This window comes from Leptothoe sp. LEGE 181152 (assembly GCF_032906605.1).
GTDB classification, from domain to species: domain Bacteria; phylum Cyanobacteriota; class Cyanobacteriia; order Phormidesmidales; family Phormidesmidaceae; genus Leptothoe; species Leptothoe turfae.
The window spans coordinates 112,650-128,631 of sequence record NZ_JASATU010000012.1 but is presented as its reverse complement, the minus strand read 5'-3'; the positions used below and the strand labels follow the sequence as shown (position 1 = coordinate 128,631).

At 46.8% G+C, this 15,982-nt stretch carries 13 protein-coding genes; 9 read left to right on the top strand and 4 right to left on the bottom strand.

Annotated features, from left to right (window positions below):
- Positions 1-236: 236 nt before the first annotated feature.
- A complete protein-coding gene (psb28, locus tag QGP82_RS06980) occupies positions 237-611 on the bottom strand; it encodes a photosystem II reaction center protein Psb28 (RefSeq protein ID WP_499058028.1) in 375 nt (124 codons plus the stop codon).
- A gap of 768 nt (positions 612-1,379) precedes the next feature.
- On the opposite strand from psb28, the gene lon reads away from it, so the two are divergent.
- The 6 genes from lon to QGP82_RS06950 all read left to right on the top strand — a co-directional run bounded on the left by lon (position 1,380) and on the right by QGP82_RS06950 (position 10,491).
- Entirely contained in the window at positions 1,380-3,902 is a 2,523-nt protein-coding gene (gene lon / locus QGP82_RS06975; RefSeq protein ID WP_499058026.1) for an endopeptidase La, read from the top strand.
- A gap of 285 nt (positions 3,903-4,187) precedes the next feature.
- Complete coding sequence (gene nifJ, locus QGP82_RS06970; RefSeq protein ID WP_499058066.1) at positions 4,188-7,868, top strand: pyruvate:ferredoxin (flavodoxin) oxidoreductase; 3,681 nt, start codon at positions 4,188-4,190, stop codon at positions 7,866-7,868.
- Complete coding sequence (locus tag QGP82_RS06965; protein ID WP_499058024.1) at positions 7,865-8,017, top strand: hypothetical protein; 153 nt, start codon at positions 7,865-7,867, stop codon at positions 8,015-8,017. Before nifJ ends, QGP82_RS06965 begins: the two co-directional genes overlap by 4 nt.
- Positions 8,018-8,139: 122 nt before the next feature.
- Positions 8,140-9,162, top strand: a complete 1,023-nt coding sequence (locus QGP82_RS06960; protein WP_499058022.1) for a dihydroorotate dehydrogenase-like protein — start codon at positions 8,140-8,142, stop codon at positions 9,160-9,162.
- A gap of 81 nt (positions 9,163-9,243) precedes the next feature.
- A complete protein-coding gene (gene hypD / locus QGP82_RS06955; protein ID WP_499058064.1) occupies positions 9,244-10,353 on the top strand; it encodes a hydrogenase formation protein HypD in 1,110 nt (369 codons plus the stop codon).
- A gap of 15 nt (positions 10,354-10,368) precedes the next feature.
- Positions 10,369-10,491, top strand: a complete 123-nt coding sequence (locus QGP82_RS06950) for a hypothetical protein (RefSeq protein WP_499058020.1) — start codon at positions 10,369-10,371, stop codon at positions 10,489-10,491.
- Positions 10,492-10,555: 64 nt separating this feature from the next.
- Here the strand turns inward: QGP82_RS06950 and QGP82_RS06945 are convergent, their stop codons facing one another.
- Positions 10,556-11,122: a DUF3122 domain-containing protein gene (locus tag QGP82_RS06945; protein ID WP_499058018.1), complete on the bottom strand. Its 567-nt coding sequence runs from the start codon at positions 11,120-11,122 to the stop codon at positions 10,556-10,558.
- The gene (gene ftsH / locus QGP82_RS06940; protein WP_499058016.1) at positions 11,106-13,076 is read right to left on the bottom strand and encodes an ATP-dependent zinc metalloprotease FtsH; all 1,971 of its coding nucleotides are present in this window, start codon (positions 13,074-13,076) and stop codon (positions 11,106-11,108) included. The genes QGP82_RS06945 and ftsH overlap by 17 nt, the downstream gene beginning before the upstream one ends.
- 319 nt (positions 13,077-13,395) lie before the next feature.
- Between ftsH and QGP82_RS06935 the strand changes: the two genes are divergently transcribed.
- Positions 13,396-13,869, top strand: a complete 474-nt coding sequence (locus QGP82_RS06935; RefSeq protein WP_284681669.1) for a universal stress protein — start codon at positions 13,396-13,398, stop codon at positions 13,867-13,869.
- Between the two features lie 237 nt (positions 13,870-14,106).
- Here QGP82_RS06935 and QGP82_RS06930 read toward each other — a convergent pair whose 3' ends face one another.
- Entirely contained in the window at positions 14,107-14,328 is a 222-nt protein-coding gene (locus QGP82_RS06930) for a hypothetical protein (RefSeq protein ID WP_163670507.1), read from the bottom strand.
- Between the two features lie 216 nt (positions 14,329-14,544).
- Here QGP82_RS06930 and QGP82_RS06925 point away from each other — a divergent pair, with 216 nt between their 5' ends.
- Both QGP82_RS06925 and hypE read left to right on the top strand, forming a co-directional pair.
- A complete protein-coding gene (locus QGP82_RS06925) occupies positions 14,545-14,727 on the top strand; it encodes a hypothetical protein (protein WP_499058013.1) in 183 nt (60 codons plus the stop codon).
- 4 nt (positions 14,728-14,731) lie between these two features.
- Positions 14,732-15,757, top strand: coding sequence for a hydrogenase expression/formation protein HypE (hypE, locus tag QGP82_RS06920; RefSeq protein WP_163697951.1), 1,026 nt, complete (start codon positions 14,732-14,734; stop codon positions 15,755-15,757).
- Positions 15,758-15,982: the final 225 nt, after the last annotated feature.

The window sequence follows — 15,982 nt, the reverse complement described above, 5'->3', positions numbered from 1 at the left end:
TGCGTCCTATGGTGGCAGAGTTTGGCTTGGTTGCTCTCCGCATTAGCGTCGTGCATCATATTCTATCTCAGCAATATGATGTTGTTTCGTGGGCTGACCATGGGCAGTTGCCCCCTGGCATGCATATTACTTACTGTAGAACATATGCTTAGCTGTGGTGCGGAGAGCAGGACGCAAAACTTATCGAAACTTATCGAATGATGGGATTTCAATCTATCTAATTGTCTACGCGATATCTAGGTTGATTCAGATTCTCCATAGGCTAACCCATTGGCTTCTGCATAGCGATGCATAAATCGCATGAACCGTTCCCAATGATCGTCTCGATCGATCTCAAGTTTGCATTCAACGCCTGTGAGCTCTTCTCCATCTATGTCTCCATAGAACATTTTGACACCAGAGGGCATTATTAAGATTTCGCCCTCAGTGTCGATCAGGTGTAACGCATTTCTTGAACTTTTTCTAAAGCTCAAGAAATGTTCTATAGACGCTAAAGCTTTAAATCGTATCACTGCAATATGGGTTCCTGTTGATGGATCTCGTCTGAGGCTTACGCCGCTTATTTCTTCAGGAATATTTTTAAAGATTTGTACACTGGGTATTTGGGTCATTATGGTAATTCCTTCTCTTCTATTGCTGCTGGCTTGAGCAGGGCCACTGGGGTTATCTGATACGAATTGACTTTCTGTCACTAAGTACGTCTATAGGTTAGACATGAAACGTGAGAACTTTATGAGGTGGCGAATATGGGAAACCGGCAGGATATACTCATGAATTCCTGATTTTCATTACCTACGCTTAAGATGAGATTCTATCTATAGGAGGGTGAGTTTCTGAGGGGAGGCCATGATTGGCTACAGATTTTGGCAAAGGTGGTTGCTTATCTTTGGGGATATTATCCTATACGGCGATTTTCTTGACCTTGTACTGCCTGGTGAGCTGTATCTCCATTATTCAGGGTAGAGTTGATGGTTGACCATCTGCCTATACCGGTGAGCGATGTAATTAGAGAACTCCTCTTTTAGGAACTAGACAAGGCGATTATGAAGGAGTCATCTCATGAACTATCAAGACGTTTAGCGGTTTAGCAGCCTAGGTTGGAGAGGGTTGGTTCTCAATATCCTGATCAGTTGGTAAATGCAATAAACCGTTACATATCTCACCACAATCAGTGGTTGGTAAGTACGGTTTAACTCACAAGATCGTCATCCCATTCGCTTTATACTAGAGATGGACCAAAGGCAATTACAATCTCCATTGGCAGAGCTGATAGAGATTGATTCTATAACACCTGATAACAAAAAACAGTTGCTCCCAAACGAGAAAAAGTTTCTATGTTGTCGAGCAATTATCCATCACAATAGGGGGAGATAATAACCATGCTGTGGCTACCCCATTCTGCTCAAAAATTGACTCACTTCGAATCTGGTTTTCTACTGCCAGTGCGGGATACTGTGCTATTGCCCAGTATTACTCTACCAATAGTGGCAGGACGCCCCCATTCTATTGCCTCTGTAGAAACAGCGGTAGCTACAGAGAGCAAGCAGATGGTGATTGCAGCGATGCGTCCAGAGTGTCTAGAGAGATTAGCTAAGGCTCGTGATGCAGAGGCAGAAGCAAAAAAAATATCGGATCTATATTCTGTTGCTACCCTCGGTGTGGTGCGGCGAATGGCACGGCTGCCCATTGGTCCTATTCAGTTGCTGATTGAGGGGTTAGAGCGTATACAGCTAGAGAAATTACACGTAACCAAGCAAGGATTTGAAGTAGAGTTTTGCAGGTTACCTGCGTTGACCGTAGAAGCTGCTGTAGCCGATGGGGGAGAGGTTACAAAGATCAATGCCTTAGTTGATGCCATCAAGTCTCTTTGGGAAGAGGCCGCATCTCTTAATCCTAATTTTCCTGACGAATTGTTAGCTGTTTTGAGCCGTAATGACGATGCGGCCCAAATTGCTTATCAATCAGTTATCCTAATGCAGCAAGATGTGGCTGAAACCCAGGCAGCATTGGCTGAAAATGACTTAGAGACGCTATTAAGGCAGGTGTTAGGTAACTTACAAAAACATGTCGAGGAACAACGGCTCCGTAGTCAAATTTTGGGGGAAACCAAAAAGGAAATTGATGAGCAGCAGCGAGAGTTTTTCCTGCGGCAGCAATTAAAGAAAATTCAAGAGGAGTTGGGACAGGGTAACCCCGATCAGGAAGAAATTGCTGAACTACGTAAAACTCTTGACGCGATAGCCTTACCAGCAGTGGCTGAAAAACAAATCAAGCGAGAGCTGGCGCGCCTCGAACGGATCGGTAGTAGTTCTGCGGAGGGTGGGGTTATTCGCACCTATCTGGATTGGTTGCTAGAAATGCCTTGGCAGAAGACCGTCGAAGATAATTTAGATTTGCAAAATGCTCATACTGTTCTAGATGCAGACCATTATGGTCTAGAGAAGGTAAAAGAACGAATTATTGAGCATTTAGCCACCTTCAAACTCAAGCATCGACAGCAGCCCTCTGATACTGATGAGTCGATGAGAGAGCAGGCGGAACGTTACGCTGTTGGTACAGTTGTTTGTTTTGTTGGGCCGCCAGGTGTTGGTAAAACTAGCCTGGGACGATCAATTGCTCGGGCATTGGGGCGTCCTTTTGAACGTATTAGTCTAGGTGGTCTACGAGATGAGGCAGAATTGCGGGGGCACCGTCGTACCTATATCGGGGCGATGCCGGGACGGATTATTCAGGCAATCCATCGGGCTGGTGTGAAGAACCCGGTGATTATGCTAGATGAGCTGGATAAGGTAGGTATGGATTACCGGGGCGATCCGGCGTCGGTATTGTTGGAAATTTTGGATCCACAGCAAAACTATTGCTTCCATGACTTGTACTTGGATGTGGACTTTGATCTGTCCCAGGTGATTTTTATTGCCACGGCCAACGATCTCTCAAAGGTGTCTCCACCCTTGCTAGATCGGTTGGAGCTTGTAGAGCTCTCAGGTTATTCCGATCGCGATAAGTTGGCGATTGCACAAACCTACTTACTACCACGACAGCTAGAAAAAGCTGGGTTGCCCAAAGATGCGATTATTTTACCGGAGGTAGCCCTACGCCAGCTCATCGACGACTACACCCGCGAAGCCGGTGTTCGTCGTCTGGAGCAGCAACTGGGCAGCCTTTGTCGCAAAATTGCAGTGAAGTATGCGACTGGAGCAGCTACATCTGTCAATATCCACCCTGAACAGTTGGAAACCTTATTAGGTCCGCCGCGCTATCTACGGGATAATCGACGACAACGACCGCAGCCAGGGGTGGCAACAGGGTTGGCCTGGACCCTGGCGGGCGGTGATGTCCTTTTTGTCGAGGCGGTGTTATTGCCTGAGCTTAGGGAAGTCACCTTAACCGGACAGTTAGGCGATGTGATGGAAGAGTCTGTGCAGATCGCTCGCTCCTATATTTGGGCCCATGCGAAGGAGTTGGGCATTGAGCTATCTCAGCTAAAGAGTAATGGATTACATTTACATGTGCCGGCAGGGGCGATTCCCAAAGATGGTCCCTCTGCAGGGGTAACGATGCTGACGGCAATTGCCTCGCTACTGCTAAATCAACCGGTTCGTACGGATATGGCCATGACTGGGGAGATTGATCTAAGTGGTGATGTGCTACCCGTTGGCGGTATTCGAGAGAAGGTATTGGCGGCCCACCGGGTGGGTATTCGTCGAGTACTGTTGCCACGGCAAAATGAAAAAGATCTGATGGATGTGCCAGACCATGTTAAGCAGGAGATGGAGTTTGTTGGGTGCGATCGCATCCAACAAATCCTCCAACATGCCCTGATCTCCAACTCTCTAGACTCGGCAAATAATGGTCACCGTCACCAGCCCGTAACGGGAAATGGGGTAATTATGTCAGCGTAAGCGCCTAATGCAGATGACTATACAGTTTTGCCTGCCTTAGCAAACTCTCGCTTAACTGTCTCAATGTTTGCTTTCTCCATCTGTTGATGGCCCCAAAGTGTCTGGTTTGATTGACACTTACGATAACAATTGAGCCCAATGGGATGACGCTTGTGGCATAATTTTTACCGAAAAATAAAAATGATTGGTCTTCACAAGTTCCTCAAACTATTTTCTTAATCTAAATACTGTAGATACGGTATTCATGCCCTGGTGAGGCCGCCAACACAGCGTTGAGAAACCATGATGCAAACCTCTGTACCTGTTCAACCTCGGTTTGCCACCTTAGATGGCAACGAAGCCGTCGCACGGGTGGCCTATGCCCTCAATGAAGTGATTGCAATTTACCCAATCACCCCGGCATCACCTATGGGTGAATGGGCGGATGTCTGGGCAGCTAGCAACAAGCCTAATCTTTGGGGAACGGTGCCTGCCATTGTGGAAATGCAAAGTGAAGGCGGTGTAGCAGGGGCGGTGCATGGTTCATTGCAGACAGGGGCGTTAACAACTACGTTTACGGCTTCCCAGGGATTGCTGTTAATGCTGCCAAATCTCTACAAGATTGCGGGTGAACTGACGCCCTGTGTTATTCATGTCGCAGCGCGGTCGGTAGCGGCTCAGGCCCTGTCCATTTTTGGGGACCATAGTGATGTGATGGCGGCTCGCAGTACTGGGTTTGGCATGCTGTGTTCTGCGTCGGTGCAAGAGGCACAGGATATGGCTGCGATCGCAATAATGGCCTCCTTCGCCAGTCGTATTCCCTTTATCCACTTTTTTGATGGTTTTCGCACCTCCCACGAGATTCAAAAGATAGATCTTCTTTCCCAGGAGAGTTTACGTTCTCTGATCGATAATGAGTCAATTACTCAACACCGTCAACGGGCTCTGAGTCCTGACTATCCGGTGATGCGAGGTACGGCCCAGAATCCTGATGTGTTCTTCCAGGCACGGGAAGCCGTAAACCTTTACTATCCCCGTTGTGTGGATATTGTCGAACAGGCAATGGATAGATTTGCCCAACTCACGGGGCGACAGTATCAGCCATTCCAATATTATGGTGATCCTAATGCAGAAAGAGTGATGGTGTTAATGGGATCTGGCTGTGAAACAGCTCAGGCGACTGTAGACGCCCTTAATGAGATGGGAGAAAATGTCGGTGTGGTTAAAGTCCGACTCTATCGTCCCTTTGATGTCCAACGATTTGCGGCAGTTGTACCCAAAACCGTCAAGGCGATTGCTGTCTTAGATCGCACTAAGGAGCCAGGGGGAGCGGGTGAACCTCTCTATTTAGACGTCCTTTCAGCCCTGATAGAATCACATTTCACCACAGTAGACCATCAGTTGCCGATGATTGTGGGGGGACGGTATGGACTCTCGTCAAAAGAATTTACCCCAGCAATGGTCAAAGCTGTTTTTGATCATCTTTTACTGGATGGGTTTCAACATAGTCAGAAAGAGCCCCAAAATCACTTTACCATTGGTATTGATGATGATGTGACCCATACCAGTTGGGCCTATGATGCCACATTTTCCATCGAGCCAGAGCAGACTATCCGTGCAGTTTTCTACGGTCTAGGTTCAGATGGGACGGTGGGTGCTAATAAAAATACCATCAAGATTATTGGTGAGACAACTGATCATCATGCCCAAGGCTACTTTGTCTACGATTCGAAAAAGTCGGGTTCGGTCACCATCTCTCACCTGCGCTTCGGTCCTGATGCTATCCATGCCCCTTATCTAATTAACCAGGCTAATTTTATTGCCTGTCACCAATGGATACTCTTAGAGCAGCTGGATATTTTAGGGCCTGCTATGTCAGGGGCTACGTTGTTGTTAAATTCGCCGTATGTCCTAGATCAGGTGTGGGATAAGCTACCCGAACGGATTCAGACCCAGATTCTTCAAAAACACCTTGAGGTATATGTCATTAATGCCTATGAAGTCGCTCGATCCGTTGGGTTGGGAGGCCGGATCAATACGGTGATGCAAACCTGCTTCTTTGCCCTATCTAAGATTTTGCCCACCCCAGAGGCACTGGATGCTATTCGGACCTCTATTGCGAAAACCTATGGCAAAAAAGGTGAAAAAGTCGTATTGATGAACCTGGAGGCCGTGGATCAAACGCTGCAATATTTGTATAAGATTCCTTTACCAGCAGAAATACAAGTTGGCAAGATTCCTCCTTTAAAGTCTCCTGTGGCAGAGGCAGCACCTGCCTTTGTAAAAAACGTTCTCGGTAAAATGATGCAACGCCAGGGAGATACCATTCCTGTCAGTGCCTTACCCTATGATGGTACCTATCCAACGGGCACTGCTCAATGGGAGAAACGCAATATTGCCCAGACAATTCCTGTCTGGGATCCAGATATCTGTGTCCAGTGTGGCAAATGTGTGATGGCTTGTCCCCATGGCGTCATCCGTAGCAAGGTTTATAAACCAGAGGCATGGGATGGAGTCCCGAAAACCTTGAAGCATGTCACCGCTCGCGAGTGGTCGGGGCAAGAATTTACCCTCCAGGTGGCGGCGGAAGACTGTACGGGGTGCGGTATTTGTGTCGATGTGTGCCCGGCTAAAAATAAGTCAATTCCTCGACTTAAAGCGATCAATATGACCCCCGTCTACCAAGAAGCATCAGTCAATGGAAATGGTCGAAATATTGTTGATCTACGGCAGCAGGAGAAACCTAACTGGGAGTTCTTTAAGAATCTACCGAACCCGGATCGGCAGCAGCTGAATCTGCACAAGATCAGTCAGCAGCAAATGCAGCAGCCCTTGTTTGAGTTTTCTGGAGCCTGTGCGGGTTGTGGTGAAACACCCTATCTGAAGTTGTTAACTCAGCTCTTTGGCGACCGCTTACTGGTGGCTAATGCCACTGGCTGTTCCTCTATTTATGGAGGCAATCTGCCCACTACTCCCTGGAGCCATAATGCAGATGGACGGGGGCCAGCTTGGTCAAATTCATTGTTTGAAGACAATGCTGAATTTGGCTTAGGATTCCGGGTGTCCATTGATAAACAGACTACCTACGCAGCTGAACTATTACAGCAGGTCGATGCAGAGATGGTTGTGGAAGTTGGCTTTTCTCATCTGGAGCAATTGGCCAAACAGATTCTGCAAGCCCAGCAAACAGATGAGGCTGATATTGTCGAGCAACGAGAGCGTGTAGCTCAGCTTAAAGGCTTGTTGAAGAAATTGATAGTACAGGAGATTTCGATAGAGCTGAAGGATAAAATTCAACGGTTGTTGCCCCTGACAGACTATCTGGTGAAAAAGAGTGTCTGGATTGTAGGGGGGGATGGCTGGGCCTATGATATTGGCTATGGTGGATTGGACCATGTGTTGAGTTGCGATCGCAACGTCAATATCCTTGTTCTCGACACAGAAGTCTATTCCAACACCGGTGGACAACAATCTAAAGCTACCCCTAGAGGCGCTGTTGCCAAGTTTGCAGCAGGTGGTAAAACAACACCTAAGAAAGACCTGGGTCTAATGGCTATGACCTACGGTAATGCTTATGTCGCTAGTGTAGCCATGGGCGCGCGTGATGAACATACCCTTAAAGCCTTCCTGGAGGCCGAATCCTATGATGGGCCGTCTATGATCATTGCCTATGCCCACTGCATTGCCCACGGAATTAATATGTCCGCTGCCATGAGCCATCAAAAAGCAGTTGTTGATTCCGGTCGCTGGCTGCTCTACCGCTACGATCCTCGCCGTCGCTCAGCTGGCAAAAATCCCCTAATCGTAGATAGTCGTGCGCCGAAGCTACCGTTAGAACAGTCCATGTACGCTGAAAATCGGTTCAAGATGTTGGTGCATAGCCAGCCTCAGGTAGCCAAAGACCTGTTGCAGCAGGCACAACAGGATGTACAAACTCGGTGGCAACTATATCAGTATTTAGCTGCGTTAGGAGAAGAAAAACCATGACTGACATTCACGTAAGTCGTAATCCCTTGGGATGGAAACCTTTGAAGTGGTGGCTGTTGGCTGTAATCGCTCTACTGTGGGCTCTATGGGTCAGTCAAGATCCCAGTGTAATTAAGCCTGTGTATTTGCTGTGGGGCCTCAACGTTTAGTATCACACACCGATGGTTTGTGCCGTACATGGCTGTTGCTATCTAAATTTTTCAGCGATCACGTCTGGCTTGAGCTATGTGCAAAAAATATCTTCTCAGTTACCTAGTCAATGATAAATACTATGGATATTTCTACCACTTATCTTGGTCTCTCCCTCCGTTCTCCTCTGGTCGTCGGTGCCTGTGGTCCCTTAACCGAAAATCTGGACAATCTTCGCCAGATGGAAGACGCGGGTGCCGGGGCAATTGTTCTTCATTCGTTGTTTGAAGAACAGTTACATAGAGATCGCCTCGAACTAGATTACTATTTGACCCAGGGAACTGAAAGCTATGGAGAGGCGCTTAGCTACTTTCCTCAGCGGCCTTTGTTTCATGTCAGTGCTGAAGCTTATCTAGAGCATATTCAGGCGGCTAAACAGCGAGTGGATATTCCCATTATTGCCAGCTTGAACGGTACGACAAATGATGGTTGGGCTAACTATGCTAAACAAATTGAGTCTGCTGGTGCCGATGCTTTAGAACTCAATCTCTATGCTGTGCCGACAGATATAAGCTTAACGTCTTCTCAGGTTGAACAAACCTATCTAGATATAGTGCATTCGGTGACCCACAGTGTTGATCTACCGGTTGCGGTCAAACTCAGTCCATATTTTACAAACCTGGCTAATTTTGCCCATCGTCTCTCCCATACAGGGGTAAATGGTTTAGTTCTATTCAATCGATTCTATCAACCTGACATCGATATCGACACCCTGGAAGTGTATCCCCATGTTCTGCTGAGTACCTCACAAGATTTACGTCTACCCTTGCGATGGATCGCTATTCTCTATGGCATTATGCCTATCGATTTTGCCGCAACAGGCGGCATTCAGCATGCCCAGGATGCCATCAAACTGTTAATGGCAGGGGCCGATGTGACCATGATGGTAAGTGCGTTGTTAAGTTATGGCATTGATCACCTTAGTACCGTTGAACAGGCCTTACGTCAGTGGTTACAGGACCATGAGTATGCTTCTCTTAGCCAGCTAAAAGGTAGCATGAGCCAGATAAATTGCCCCGATCCCAGTGCGTTTGAGCGGGCTCAGTATATTAAATCGCTCCAGAGTTATCGACCTCAGCCACACTCCATTCATCTGGCTCCCTGATTCATATGGTTCTTTGATATTTGTGGGAACCGTGACTAAAAAGATTAATATTCTAGACCCGTGTCATCGGATAGTCTCTGGATGAAGTATGTTGACGAGTATCGAGATGGCTTGATAGTACAGGATTATGGGGATGCCATTGCATCTCTAATTACCCAACCCTGGACCCTGATGGAGATTTGCGGTGGTCAAACCCACACCATCGTCAAATACGGTCTCGATCAGCTGTTACCACCAGATATCACCTTAATCCATGGTCCTGGCTGTCCTGTCTGTGTGACCGACATGGCAATTATCGATCAGGCCTTGGTACTGGCTGCTCAGCCCGAGATTATCTTTTGCTCCTACGGTGATATGCTGCGGGTCCCCGGTACCTCTACAGATTTGTTAAGTATCAAGGCCCAAGGAGGGGATGTGCGCATGGTATATTCCCCGATGGATGCGTTAGCACTAGCCCGTAAGCATCCAGACCGACAGGTGGTGTTTTTTGCCGTTGGCTTTGAGACTACGGCTCCAGCAACGGCCATGGCAGTCTACCAGGCGCATCAGCAACAGGTTGAGAATTTTTCAGTGTTGATAGCCCATGTGCTCGTTCCTCCGGCTATGGAGGCGATTTTGTCATCACCAGATTGTCAGGTACAGGGGTTTTTAGCAGCAGGTCATGTGTGTACGGTAACAGGCTATGGGGCATATCACGAGATTGCAGCAAAGTACCACGTCCCCATTGTGGTAACTGGCTTTGAACCCGTCGATATTTTGCAGGGGATTTATCTCTGCCTAAAGCAGCTAGAAGCCGGTAATGCGCAGGTTGAGAATCAATATACCCGGTCTGTTCAAATCCAGGGTAATCAACCTGCACAACAGCTCATGGACCAGGTGTTTCAAGTAGTTTATCGGGTTTGGCGCGGTCTGGGCAGTCTTGATCAAAGCGGCTTGGGATTACGTAAATCTTACGATTACCTGGATGCTCAATTGCGGTTTGCCGACCGATTGACCGTCTCCCCTCTTCCCCTCTCCCCCTCTCCCTCTGAAAATACCTGCATCAGCGATCTCATCCTACAAGGTTTCAAAAAGCCCCATGAGTGCCCTGCCTTTGGGACCAAGTGCTGCCCAGAGCATCCCCTCGGTGCTCCGATGGTCTCTTCCGAAGGAGCCTGTGCAGCTTACTATCGTTACCGTTCAGCCTCATAAGTTTCTCAACTTGGTATGACGCTGGTGTATACCATTCTGAATATTATCCATTTTGTCATGGATGTTCTAGTTGGTGTTCCAGGGTATCAGTTGATGCTAATTGATGGCTTGCCCCTAAGGCTCTTCACCCTGGATTAACTTCGCACACACAATCAGAATTGGAAGCCATCCCGCAGTCATAAAATACTGATATCTGCACGCTTTACAGGTGTCCACAAATTAAGCCTTTGCATGTTCCTACATTTAACCATTCCTCCAATACATCAGCAGGAATTGATAGCCTTACTGGACTCTCTGTTTTAGTAGGTAACTGTAGCTGTAGAGATTCTGCATCCTGAATAGATGCAAACAGTGTATGGATATCGTATTGACCGACATTGGGGGCAGGTAATGCACCCATAAAATGTTGCTGGGTAAGATTAGGGACACTCAATTTTTGTCCTAAATTGGTCTCTACGACTAGTGGCTGGCCAGCATCAAGATAAACACTGTTTGCTTGAGTTGTTAACCATAAATAAACGCCTGCGTTATCCTGTTCCATGGATTTTAGTACTGTTGCATCCCACTGATTGCCGATTGTATCCGTGAGTGACTGTTGTGAATGATAAACCCATTGATCGGCTTCTTTCAAAAACTGCACCTTTGCTAAGGCGACAGGCGCAGACCATAGGAGCATCAGCAAGAGGGTGAGTCCTAGAATAACGAATAGCTTTGTGACAGTTTGGGTAAAGCTAGGATGGTGATGATCTGAGCTAATAGGGTGTTTCATACTGCCAATCTCCTCGTAAGTTATTTGCCTGTAGCCTCTGATGTCCTGGATTTAGCCAAGATTGCAGCGCTGTTGATGGCCGAAGCTCTGATAACAGTGTTTCTAATGTATCGCCCTCTAGAGTTTCTGTTTGCAGCAGTTTTTGGGCAATACTTTCTAAAACACCTTGATTTCTAACTAAAATTTCAAGGGCCATTTGATACGCTTGGTCAATGAGTTCTTTGATCTCTTGATCAATGGTTTCTGACAGGTGGGGGCTAATGGGACGGCGAGGTTGGGCAAAGCCATCTAAAAACTGAGCCTGGTTACGCTCTATCGCTACCGGTCCGAGAGTTTTACTCATGCCATAGAGGGTGATGCAGCGTTCTGCCAGGTCAGTTGCTTTTTGAATGTCATCACTTGCACCAGTGGATACTCTATCAAAGATCAACTCTTCAGCGGCACGCCCGCCCAACAACGTCATGAGTCGCCCCCGCAGCTCATCTTCCATCATCAAGAACCGATCATCTTCTGGTAACTGAAGCGTGTAGCCTAATGCAGCGACTCCTCTAGGTACAATGGAGATTTTTTCTACATGACCAGAGCCTGGCATTAAGGTTCCAATGATGGCATGACCTGCCTCATGATAGGCGACGGTCCGTTTTTCTAAATCATTTAGGATCCGTGATTTCTTTTCTAGCCCTGTTAACATCCGTTCAATGGCTTCATTAAAGTCAGCCATCATCACCGCTTCTTGATTTTTCCTGGCGGCCAGGAGTGCGGCTTCATTCACTAAGTTGGCCAGGTCAGCCCCAGCAAAGCCAGGAGTGCGGGCTGCTAGTTTGGCTAGTTTTACATCATCCGATAGGTGAACTGTTCTGGCATGGACCTGCAAAATAGCTTCTCGACCCTGACGATCAGGGCGATCGACCACCACACGTCGGTCAAATCGGCCAGATCTAAGCAGTGCCGGATCTAATACCTCTGGACGGTTAGTTGCCGCTAATAAAATCACACCTGTATTTGGCTCGAATCCATCCATTTCTGCCAAAAGCTGGTTCAGGGTTTGTTCCCGTTCATCGTTACTAGAAAAGGGATTATTCGCGGTACGTGATTTGCCTAGTGCATCTAGTTCGTCGATAAAAACAATGCAAGGAGCCTGTTTTTTGGCTTGTTCAAACAGGTCTCTTACTCGAGAGGCCCCCACACCGACAAACATTTCAATAAATTCCGAGGCTGAAATGCTAAAAAAGGGCACCTCTGCTTCGCCAGCAATGGCTCGGGCTAATAGGGTTTTACCAGTTCCTGGTGGGCCAACTAGCAAAACACCCTTAGGGATTTTGGCTCCCAACCGAGTATATTTTTGGGCATCTTTTAAAAACTCAACAATTTCTTGTAGTTCTTCTTTCGCTTCATCTACACCAGCTACATCATCAAATGTGACATGGGTACTACCTTGGGCATAAATACGAGCTTTACTCTTACCAACATTGAGAGCAGCAGGCCCTTCTTGCATTCTATTGGCAAAGACTCCCCATAATATCCATAACAATAATAGGGGAAATCCAAGGAGCCAAAGTCCGACCAACCAGTTGTTTTCATTGGCGGCTGTGGCTGTAATTTCAACACCATGCCTGCGTAGAATACGGGAGAGATCGGGATCATCGGGTAAGGGGGTGGTCACGGATGTTTTCGATACAGTCTCAGTGTCTGCTGGTTCTTGATCAGCCGATGTTTTGAGAGTGTATTGAATCTGGTGCTCACTAATGTGTACCTTAGCGACCTGGCCACTTTCAACCTGGTTGAGAAACTCACTGTAGGCTACTTCCTTAGATCGTTGTGGCATGCGGGTAACTGTGAACATCATGATCAACAGCCCAACCACCAGCCATCCTAGATTAATTAGGGGTGATTTGAATCTAGATGAATTCTTTTGTGGTGGAGTTGAGCGAGGTGGCGAGGAATGTTCTGGCATAGCATTGAGCAATCGTATCTACACAGCTGCTACAGCAGCTAAAAGTTTGGTGGCATCTGTCGTATGTCTTTAATATAAAGATTTTATTTGAGGAACTTGTGAGCATGGTATTGGGGGACTGCACAAAAAAAGACTCAGGTTGGGGCTGTCGATGGGTGGATGAGTGATGGGGTAATGGGGTTTAGTGATAGCTTTTGTTGTTTCAAGCACGTTGCTTGATTACAAAAAATAATTTGGATTAACAACTAAAGATATTTTTGTAGAGATAGATAAAAATAGTAATGTTCCCCTCTACATTATCCACTTAGATCGAGGCTCTATGTTTTCTAAGATACTTGCACCAATTCAGACAACTATGACCGATCAAGGTGTTTTTGATCAGGCTCTTGTTCTAGCGCAACAAAATCAGGCAGGTTTGATGTTGCTCCATGTGATCTCTCCTGAGATGAGGAGTACTCCAGCACTTCCTAATCCAACCTTGTATCGGTATCCAGTCATTACAGATGAGCTGATGCAGGGCTATCAACAACGGTGGGAAGATGTCGAAAATCAAGGGTTGGCAATGCTCAAAGCTTTAGCAGAAAAGGCTCAAACTGCTGGAGTAAAGGCTGAGTTTTCACAAAATGTCGGTAACACTGGTCATGTTATTTGTCATATGGCCGATAATTGGGAGGCTGATCTGATTGTTATTCGGCAACCTGATCGTTCTAAACTAGATGAATTGTTCTTGGGTAGTATTAGCAACTATGTTTTGCACCATGCGTCTTGTCCAGTAATGACAATTCCATCCTGAAAAAAAATACCCTGAGACTTTTGAGATATTCCCCAGTCTCAGGGTAGCTAGCTCAATGAGATGAATGCGATCGCATGCTCAACAAGTTCTGGAATCGATAATTTTCAATAGGTATTGTGAATATTCGTTAATCCTCACCTCGTCAACTCATGGGTAATGGATGGGCTTGTTACCGTATCCACAATGAAGTCAGTCGATAATTTCCTCGAAGAAACTAATGGGTATTGCGGTAGATAGTTAACTGGCTTTGGGTTGGTGATCCAAAACCCAGTTTTCAATCAGGAAAATAGCTACTAGCAAGGCGATCTGAAGTGCCGGAGGAGCAACTCCAATCAAAATCATCACACAGGCCGTGGCGGTAAGCCCAGCAGAGATGACTTCAAATTGTTTATCGGCTGTGAGAAAGACTCTTATAGCTATGAGCAAAATTGCAGCGGCACTAAAAAATATGGTCCACATACTGCTTCCTCCTATGGCTGGCTAGGGGATGAAGAGAACTTGGGCAGCTGAGCTAAGTCCTCAACTACACTGTAAAAGAATAGTTTGAGGAACTCATGAGGAAGAATGGAGTGGTATGTGGATTTTAGTAGAAAAGAGGGAAGATAAGAGAAGAATACAATTCTATATTATGGCCTGATGGGCGTCTGCTCACAACTTCTTCACATTTTTAAGCTAATGTTTATCATGTGGGAGTTTAATGAGCAAACCCTGGCATGGTTTCGCCGTCAGTCAGTGGGATTTGTGTTTCAGTGCAGTACTATGGCCGCTGAGATAACAGGCAGTTTACAGCCTGAAGAACACATTGTCCTGCACCTTAATGGGCAACTCCAGGCAGGGCGTCAAGTTAAACCCAGATAATGTTATGCATGCTGCCTGTCCCATTCCCATTCATCAATATCCTCAAGTCCTTCTGGCCCATGGCGGCGGCGGACGTCTCATGCACCAGCTCATTGAGACTATGTTGCTAGCTACATTCCAGCCGGACCCAGACTGGCAGCATGATGCCGCTAGTTTAACCATGGCCGGTAACCGGTTGGCATTTACTACCGATTCCTATGTGGTCACCCCGCTGTTTTTTCCAGGGGGTGATATTGGTTCCCTGGCTGTTTATGGCACGGTCAATGATCTGGCTATGGCCGGCGCAAGACCGCACTATCTCAGTCTTAGTTTTATTCTAGAAGAGGGGCTGCCGATGGAAACCCTGTGGCAAGTGGTGCAGTCAATCCAAGCAGCCATGCAACAGTCCCACGTACAGATTGTTACCGGCGATACCAAGGTCGTTGATCGGGGCAAGGGAGATGGGATATTTATCAACACATCTGGGATTGGTGTGCTTCAGCACGACGGTTTGATCGGTCCCTCTTCTGTTCAAGTAGGCGATGTGATCATTCTCAGTGGAGATGTTGGCCGTCATGGCATTGCTATTTTGTCTGCCCGAGAAGGGCTGACGTTTGAAACGACCATAAAGAGTGATTCCGCTCCCTTAGTGAAACCTGTTCTTGAATTGCTGCAACATTGGCCAATCCACTGTTTACGGGATCTAACTCGGGGTGGGTTAGCCAGTGCCCTGAATGAAATTGCATTGGCTGCCCATGTGAACATTGAACTAGAGAGTATAGCGATTCCGGTGGAAGAGCAGGTCCAAGGTGCATGTGAAATTCTGGGACTTGATCCACTGTATATCGCTAATGAAGGCCGTTTTGTTGCTTTTGTACCAGCAAGTGTGGCATCAGATGTATGGAAATGCCTGCAACAGTACCATTCACACGCTCAAATTATTGGACAAGTCGTAGATGATCAAAGGGCATTGGTCACAATAAAAAATGCTGTTGGATCCCAGCGGATTCTCGACTTTCTCAGTGGTGAGCAACTTCCCCGTATCTGTTGATGCTTTGATATGTGTGAAGATAGTCATAACTATCCCACTAAACACCTACTATATTGTTGTAGTGGAATCCATTCAAGTTCGCCATAGGTCTTCACTATCAGACGATATAGTATTTCTCGATCAGATTTAGCCGGAGGCAAAACTCTCGTGCCACTTAGTAAGCTAGGCTTAGCAAGCTATACAGCCTTATGCACTTTGTTTTCGACAAAAGCTCGTGGGCAGTTA

What these genes read in the sequence shown, in the direction of transcription:
- psb28 (WP_499058028.1), bottom strand. Translation starts at nt 611, where the DNA reads ATGACCCAAATACCCAGTGTACAAATCTTTAAAAATATTCCTGAAGAA.
- lon (WP_499058026.1), top strand. Translation starts at nt 1,380, where the DNA reads ATGCTGTGGCTACCCCATTCTGCTCAAAAATTGACTCACTTCGAATCT.
- nifJ (WP_499058066.1), top strand. Translation starts at nt 4,188, where the DNA reads ATGCAAACCTCTGTACCTGTTCAACCTCGGTTTGCCACCTTAGATGGC.
- QGP82_RS06965 (WP_499058024.1), top strand. Translation starts at nt 7,865, where the DNA reads ATGACTGACATTCACGTAAGTCGTAATCCCTTGGGATGGAAACCTTTG.
- QGP82_RS06960 (WP_499058022.1), top strand. Translation starts at nt 8,140, where the DNA reads ATGGATATTTCTACCACTTATCTTGGTCTCTCCCTCCGTTCTCCTCTG.
- hypD (WP_499058064.1), top strand. Translation starts at nt 9,244, where the DNA reads ATGAAGTATGTTGACGAGTATCGAGATGGCTTGATAGTACAGGATTAT.
- QGP82_RS06950 (WP_499058020.1), top strand. Translation starts at nt 10,369, where the DNA reads ATGACGCTGGTGTATACCATTCTGAATATTATCCATTTTGTCATGGAT.
- QGP82_RS06945 (WP_499058018.1), bottom strand. Translation starts at nt 11,122, where the DNA reads ATGAAACACCCTATTAGCTCAGATCATCACCATCCTAGCTTTACCCAA.
- ftsH (WP_499058016.1), bottom strand. Translation starts at nt 13,076, where the DNA reads ATGCCAGAACATTCCTCGCCACCTCGCTCAACTCCACCACAAAAGAAT.
- QGP82_RS06935 (WP_284681669.1), top strand. Translation starts at nt 13,396, where the DNA reads ATGTTTTCTAAGATACTTGCACCAATTCAGACAACTATGACCGATCAA.
- QGP82_RS06930 (WP_163670507.1), bottom strand. Translation starts at nt 14,328, where the DNA reads ATGTGGACCATATTTTTTAGTGCCGCTGCAATTTTGCTCATAGCTATA.
- QGP82_RS06925 (WP_499058013.1), top strand. Translation starts at nt 14,545, where the DNA reads ATGTTTATCATGTGGGAGTTTAATGAGCAAACCCTGGCATGGTTTCGC.
- hypE (WP_163697951.1), top strand. Translation starts at nt 14,732, where the DNA reads ATGCATGCTGCCTGTCCCATTCCCATTCATCAATATCCTCAAGTCCTT.